Origin of the sequence: Rubellimicrobium rubrum (genome assembly GCF_006152115.1) — a bacterium.
GTDB lineage: Bacteria > Pseudomonadota > Alphaproteobacteria > Rhodobacterales > Rhodobacteraceae > Rubellimicrobium > Rubellimicrobium rubrum.
In genome coordinates this window covers 1-6,482 of the sequence record NZ_VDFU01000064.1, presented here as the reverse complement: position 1 = coordinate 6,482, position 6,482 = coordinate 1, and the positions used below count along the sequence as shown (strand labels likewise).

The following is a 6,482-nucleotide window of genomic DNA, read 5'->3' as shown; positions in this document are numbered from 1 at the left end:
CGGCAGGCCCGCCGTTCGGCTCGAGCCGAAGGCCGTCCTGAGATGGCCCGCGACCTCGCGCCGGACGGCAGCCCTTGCCACGCTCAGTGCAGAACATGCCTCGCAACATGGCCCGGTCGAGCGTCAGGTCGGCGACCAGCGTCTTGAGCTTGCCGTTCTCGTCCTCACGATGCTTCAGCCGCCGGATCTCCGGGCACCCCCATCCCGGCGACCTGCTTCTTCCAGCGGGAGACAGGTCGGCTCCGAGATCCCCAGCTTGCGGCAGATCTCGTCCACCGCCGTCCCGGACTCCGCTTGGCCCCCAGGGCAAAGGCGATCTGCTCGTCACTGGTGCGCTTCCGCGTCATGGCACTCCTCCTCAGAGTTCAGAGGGCCCGAAGAACGGCCATCAGACCGGACCAGGTTTCCGGGTCAGGACCAGGACCGGAGGTCGCGCGAGGCATCGAGGCGCTCGGTCTCGAACTTGCGCACCCAGCGGGTGTAAATCTCATGCAGCGGCACAGGGTTGATGAAGTGCAGCTTCTCGCGGCCCCGCCGGACCGTGCTGATCAGGTTGGCGTCTTCCAAGAGCCCGAGGTGCTGGGTCACCGACTGGCGCGTCATGTCGAGGCGCGCGCAGAGCTGGCCCAGCGTTTGGCCGTTCTCCTCGTGCAGGAGGTCCAAGAGCGTCCGGCGGCTCCGGTCGCCCAGCGCCTTGAAGACCGCGTCGTCGTTCGGCATCTCCGTCACGAGATCCAATATGCAGGTATTTTGCTGCATGTTAAGCGGGAGGCGGTCGTCGGCGCCAGCAAAGGAACTGACGCAGTAGACGCCCACGAGACTTGGTCCATCCACCAGCAGGTGACCCTCGACCAGCCTTGGACCGCGTCTGGCTACCTGAGTCGCTCCGCCGACGAGGGGACGGCGGAGCGCATGTCACACCGCAGCGGGCCTCAGGCCAGCTCGGCCAGCGCGGCAGGAGAGAAGTCGCGCAACTCGTTGGTGGCGCCCTCGCGGACCTTGCGCACCCAGGCGGGGTCAGCCAGCAGCGCGCGGCCTACGGCCACGAGGTCGAACTCCTCGCGCTCGAGTCGCCGGACCAGCCTGTCGAGGCTCGCGGGCTTGGAACTCTCGCCGCCAAAGGCGGCGATGAACTCGCCCGTGAGCCCCACCGAGCCCACGCTGATCGTCGCCGCGCCGGAAAGCTTCTTGGCCCAGCCCGCGAAGTTCAGGCCGTCAGTTCCGTCCACCTCGGGAAACTCAGGCTCCCAGAAGCGGCGCTGCGAGCAGTGGAGCACGTCCGCCCCGGCCTCGACCAGCGGCACGAGCCAGGCCTCCATCTCCTGCGGCGTGGTAGCAAGACGGGCGGTGTAGTCCTGCTGCTTCCACTGGCTGAGGCGCAGGATGACAGGCAGGTCCGGCCCCGCCGCGGCGCGGACGGCGCGGACGACCTCGACCGCGAAGCGCGACCGCTCGGGCAAGCTCGCTCCGCCCCAGCGGTCGGTGCGCAGGTTGGTGCCCGCCCAGAAGAACTCATCGATGAGGTAGCCGTGTGCCCCGTGGATCTCGACCACGTCGAAGCCCAGCCGTCGCGCATCGGCCGCCGCGCGGGCGAAAGCGTCGATGGTATCTGCGATGTCCGCGTCGGTCATTGTCTGGCCGCGCGGCTTATCGGGTGCAAGCAGGCCCGAGGGGCTCTCGACCGGCTCCGGCGGCTCCCAACCCGAGAAGGTGGAGCCGGTGTGCCAGATCTGCGGCCCCATCCGGCCGCCCGCGGCATGGACGGCATCGATCACGCTCTTCCATCCCGCCAAGGCTACCTCACCGTGGAAGAACGGGATGCCGGGATCGTTGCGGGACGACGGCCGGTCGATCACCGTGCCCTCGGACAGGATCAAGCCCACACCGCCCTCGGCACGGCGGCGGTAGTAGGCGGCATTCGCCGGGCCAGGGATGCCCTCGGGGGCCTTGGAACGGGTCATCGGCGCCATGACGATCCGGTTGGGCAGATCGAGCCCCCGCAGGCGGAACGGACGGAACAGGGCATCGGTGGAGGGAGTGGTCACGGCAAGGCTCCGGTTTGCGATCGGGAGTCCTGAGGTATATGCTGTATACCTAGTGTCAATGAGGCACCTGGAGTCGCCTAGGTATACTGGAGGAAACCGCGATGTCCCCTTGCCCGCAGTTTGCGGCCGACTGCCCGAGCCGGGTGCTCTTCGATCAGATCGCCGACAAGTGGTCGATGATGGTGCTCGCGGTGCTCGACGACGGCCCGCAGCGATTCAACGCCATCAAGCGCCGCCTTGAGGGAGTGACGCAGAAGGCATTGACCCAGTGCCTGCGCAAGCTCGAGCGCAACGGCCTGATCGCGCGGCGGGTGATCCCCACCTCGCCCGTCGGGGTAGAGTACGCGATCACCCCGCTCGGGCGCAGCCTGCAAGTCCCGTTCCGGGCGCTTTACGCTTGGACGGCGGAGAACCTGCCTAAGGTCGAGCGGGCCCGGAATGCCTTTGACGGCGGGACCGGGGCGGGCACGCTGGCGTTATAAGCAAGAGCGTAGCCGAGGCGTGCCGGACCGCCCAAGACCCAGCCTCAGCAGCGAGGTAAAGGCTGACGCGCGACAGCAACCGGGCATGCTCGCGAGCGCGTCGGCCTGTTTGCCGATCCTGCAGTCGGCGACGGCATTCAGGTCGAGACTGTTTCCGCCCGACCGGCCTCGAATCTGAGCGCCACCTTTTGCTCCGCCACGAGCGCCCGGATCCGCTCCTCGTCCTCGGGCCGGACAGGGTTGTAGACCACAAGCCCGAGGTCCGGGCGGCCGTCCACCGCAAAGGCCGAGAACTCCATCTCGAGCAGGCCCAGTCTGGGATGACTCAGCAGCTTGAGCCCGTCGCCATGACCTCGCACGTCGTGCTCCCCCCAGATCCTCGCAAAGTCTGGGCTACGGGCGCAGAGCTCGTCCACCAACGGCTGGACCCGGGCTGTCGCGCCCACGCGCGCGACATCGGCGCGGAACACCGCCACCACGAAGCGGGCCACCTCCTCCCATCCCACTTGACGGGAGCGCACGACCGGATCGAGGAACATCATGCGCAAAACGTTGCGCTCTTTGGGCGGTAGAGCGCCGTAGTCTGTTAGGATGGCGGCCGCGGCCCTGTTCCAGGCGACGACGTCCCAGGCGGCCGTCTTGACCAGCGCCGGGCTTGCGGGGAGGGCGTCCACCACGCGCTGGAGGCGCGGGCTCACGCCCTCGGCCGGACGCTCGTGAACTTCGGCTGACCGGCCGAGGCCCAGAAGGAACAGGTGCTCGCGCTCGGCCTCGGTCAAGAGCAGAGCCCGGGCGAGGCGGTCCAGGGCGGCGGCGGACGGAGCGCCACCCCGCTCCTGTTCGAGCCAAGTGTACCATGTGGCGCTGAGGCCGGCCCGCTGCGCTACCTCCTCGCGCCGCAGCCCCGGCGTTCGCCGCCGCCCTACCGCCAGACCTAGCGACGCCGGATCCAGACGTTCGCGGCGGTCACGCAGATAGGCGCCAAGCGACGCCCCATTGGCGACAGTCACCGTCGTCCTTTCTGTGTGGGGCAGCGATAGCCTGTTAGTCATCATACCCGTATAAACTCACGATCTTTACCCCGAGAGCAATCGTGACAGAGGAAGGGCGCGATCACCAGAGGAGACTATCCCATGCGCATCTTCGTCACCGGAGCCACCGGCTTTGTCGGGTCCGCCGTCGTGGAGGACCTCGTCGCGGCGGGCCATGCGGTCCTGGGCCTCGCCCGATCCGATGATGCCGCTGCCCGCTTGGCAGCCCAAGGCGCCGACATCTGCCGGGGCGACATCACCGATCACGCGACGCTCCGCGCTGGCGCGGCCGAGGTCGACGCCGTGATCCACACCGCCTTCAACCACGACTTCTCGCGCTTTGCGGCCAGCTGCGAGGAGGACCGGCAGGCCATCGAGGTACTCGGCGCAGCGCTTCAGGGCACGGACCGTCAGCTTCTGGTGACGGCCGGGCTGGCCGGCGTTGCGCCGGGACGCCCCTCGTCCGAGGAGGACGAGCCTCCGACCCCCAGCCCCGCCTACCCCCGGGCCTCCGAGCAGACGGCCCGGAGGCTCGCCGCCCGGGGCCTGCGCGCCTCAGCCGTGCGCCTCGCCCCCTCGGTTCACGACAAGGGCGACCACGGCTTCGTGCCGCTCCTGATCGAGATCGCGCGCGAGAAGGGAGCCTCGGCCTACGTGGGTGACGGAGGGAACCGCTGGTCGGCCGTCCATCGCCGCGACGCGGCCCGCGTCTACCGCCTTGCCCTGGAGCATGGCCTTGAGGCAGGGCCGTTCCAGGCCGCAGGCGAGGAAGCCATCCCTTTTCGCGCCATCGCGGAGGCCATCGGGCAGGGTCTCGGCCTACCTGTCGCATCGCTGTCGCCGGATGAAGCGCAGGCGCACTTCGGCTGGTTCGCGCACTTCGCCAGCATGGACGCGCCCGCGTCCTCCGCGGGCACCCGGGACCGCCTGGGCTGGGAGCCGAACGGTCCAGGCCTCCTCGCGGACATGAGGGAGGCGGGCTACTTCAACGGCTGAGGCGGGCGCCCGCGGGCGTGTGCCCGACGCGGGGCATCGAGAGCAGCCCGAGAGGCGACGTGCCTCCCGAAGCCGGATCACGCGAATGTGCCGCCAGCGGATTGCGCTCGTGACCCCCAAGCTCGCCCTCCGGGGCTTGGCACGGGAGGGTGTCCACAACCCCTTTTGCTGCGCCGAGCTTGGCATCCCGGGTGCGGCACCATGCAGGTCCATGGGCGCACCCGGGCAGACGGCAGATGTCTGAGAGCGTCGAGCGAGTGGGCCCAAGTACCTTGGCACGTCGGCTGCTCGATGGGGCGCTTGCCCACGGCCTCAGCCGCCAGCGGGAAGGTCGTCCCAAACGGCTCACGCGCTTCGCCGTTCGCCGTCGAGCATGGCCATCTGGGCCACGGGGTAGCGCTCGCCCTGGGCCGCGTCCTTCGGGATAGCCGCCTCGATTGCCGCAACCAGTCCAGCCGTCGGAGCGACTCGGAGCGCCGCCAAGGCTCGCGAGGAGCCTGCCGAGGCGATCGATTTCGAGCAAGGCGAACTCGTCCAAAGGCAGGCTCGCCCGATACGCCTCCTGCTCGGCCCTGTGCTGCTCGCGGGCGTGGCTGACATCGTCGGGCACAGGGGAGCCTGCATCAGGCGCCCGGGGAGCCGCAGCGCGCGTACAGGCAAGGACGGCCGGCAGACGATGGTGTTGCTGGGCTGGCGAAGAGTTGTTCCTACTCACCGCGACCAGGACAGACCAGCGTTTTCAGCACCCCGGCGGGAACGCATCACTCAGCCCCCGGCCCCACCCTGCCGCGCGCTCCGTCGATCACCACCGCACGCTGTCCTGCAGCGCCGACCCAGAGCTTCAACATTCCGTGGCCGGCTCGCCGCCTCACTGGCGCCGCATCGCTCTTGCTCCATGTGGCCTCGTCCCAGCATCAGGAGTGAGGCATTCGATGGACTTGATCGACGCGGTGAAGATTGGGCTCCTGGCTAGCGTGATCGGGACGTTCCTGGTTGCGGTGCTTCAGATGGACGATGGCAACAGGAACGCCGCCACGGCCACATCCACCGGCGTCGAGACCGCGTCGAGCTAGAGCCGGTCAGAACTGAGGACTGACGGTCTATGGCGCGGCCGGGGGCTGTCCAAACGCAATCCAGGAGAATTCGACTCTATCGGGATCGAAGACCTGACCCAGGGCGCTCTCGGCTTGCACTCGGGCTGTGAACGACCCTGGGGTTTCGTCAATGATCTCTATGGCATCAGTGCCCGCATTGATGCCCGTTTCCGCGCCCGAAGCGCCGACCGTGAAGCGCACGTCCCTCAGTTCGACCATGACTTCGAAACCGTCCGGGAAGGGAGGATCGAAGCGAACAACAACGGGATCAGGGAAAGGGGTTGTGCCGGTGGACGGTCCTTCGTTGCTCGACCCATGGAAGGTACCGAAACGGACACCCGCAAACGCCGCTTCCGCGCGCTGGAGGGTCTCGATGTTCGTTGTTGTTGCTTGGACCACCTCCTGAGTGGCGAAGACCTCCTGCCGGACGTTGAAGATCGCGTCTCCCTGCGCGGCGGTGAGGACGCCCAGATAGGTCAGGTAAAGACCACCCAGAGTCGCAAGACCTCCGAGGAACAGGATGACTGTCCGGCCTGTCTGCAAGGACTGCTCGGCTGCGTCCAGTCGCGCGCCCATCTTGTCCAGTTTCGCCTCGGCCCGAGTGAGGAGCAACTCCGCGGCTGACACACTGCCTCCGTTGTTCGCCCCAGCCATAACGACCCCTCACCCAGTCATTGTCGGCCAACTCGTCCAGTATTGTCACCCAAGAGACAACTGGTGTTATGGTCGGCCGGGTCCGGCGGATGCACGCCAGTGCTGGCCGGCGCACTGACGGCGCCATCGTCTGCGAGCCGCGCCATTTGTCCTGGTTCACGCCGGAGGCCGGAGGCCTGC

7 protein-coding genes and 1 pseudogene are annotated in these 6,482 nt (G+C 68.1%); 3 read left to right on the top strand and 5 right to left on the bottom strand.

The annotated features are described in order from the left end of the window. The 3 genes and pseudogenes from FHG66_RS22525 to FHG66_RS20935 all read right to left on the bottom strand — a co-directional run. Positions 1-347: pseudogene (locus FHG66_RS22525) on the bottom strand (transposase); the annotation flags it as partial. 64 nt (positions 348-411) lie between these two features. After that, entirely contained in the window at positions 412-720 is a 309-nt protein-coding gene (locus tag FHG66_RS20940; protein ID WP_139079091.1) for an ArsR/SmtB family transcription factor, read from the bottom strand. 212 nt (positions 721-932) lie between these two features. Then, the gene (locus tag FHG66_RS20935; protein WP_139079090.1) at positions 933-2,045 is read right to left on the bottom strand and encodes an NADH:flavin oxidoreductase; all 1,113 of its coding nucleotides are present in this window, start codon (positions 2,043-2,045) and stop codon (positions 933-935) included. Positions 2,046-2,146: 101 nt separating this feature from the next. On the opposite strand from FHG66_RS20935, the gene FHG66_RS20930 reads away from it, so the two are divergent. Beyond that, positions 2,147-2,527 carry a winged helix-turn-helix transcriptional regulator gene (locus FHG66_RS20930; RefSeq protein WP_139079089.1) on the top strand — a complete coding sequence of 127 codons (381 nt, stop codon included), beginning with the start codon at positions 2,147-2,149 and terminating at the stop codon, positions 2,525-2,527. A gap of 137 nt (positions 2,528-2,664) precedes the next feature. Here the strand turns inward: FHG66_RS20930 and FHG66_RS20925 are convergent, their stop codons facing one another. Next, the gene (locus FHG66_RS20925) at positions 2,665-3,537 is read right to left on the bottom strand and encodes a helix-turn-helix transcriptional regulator (protein ID WP_218013940.1); all 873 of its coding nucleotides are present in this window, start codon (positions 3,535-3,537) and stop codon (positions 2,665-2,667) included. 123 nt (positions 3,538-3,660) lie between these two features. Here FHG66_RS20925 and FHG66_RS20920 point away from each other — a divergent pair, with 123 nt between their 5' ends. Continuing rightward, positions 3,661-4,554 carry an SDR family oxidoreductase gene (locus FHG66_RS20920; protein ID WP_139079088.1) on the top strand — a complete coding sequence of 298 codons (894 nt, stop codon included), beginning with the start codon at positions 3,661-3,663 and terminating at the stop codon, positions 4,552-4,554. Between the two features lie 932 nt (positions 4,555-5,486). After that, positions 5,487-5,627: a hypothetical protein gene (locus FHG66_RS21795; RefSeq protein ID WP_176556388.1), complete on the top strand. Its 141-nt coding sequence runs from the start codon at positions 5,487-5,489 to the stop codon at positions 5,625-5,627. Positions 5,628-5,654: 27 nt separating this feature from the next. Here FHG66_RS21795 and FHG66_RS20915 read toward each other — a convergent pair whose 3' ends face one another. After that, positions 5,655-6,275, bottom strand: coding sequence for a hypothetical protein (locus tag FHG66_RS20915; protein ID WP_139079087.1), 621 nt, complete (start codon positions 6,273-6,275; stop codon positions 5,655-5,657). Positions 6,276-6,482 lie beyond the last annotated feature (207 nt).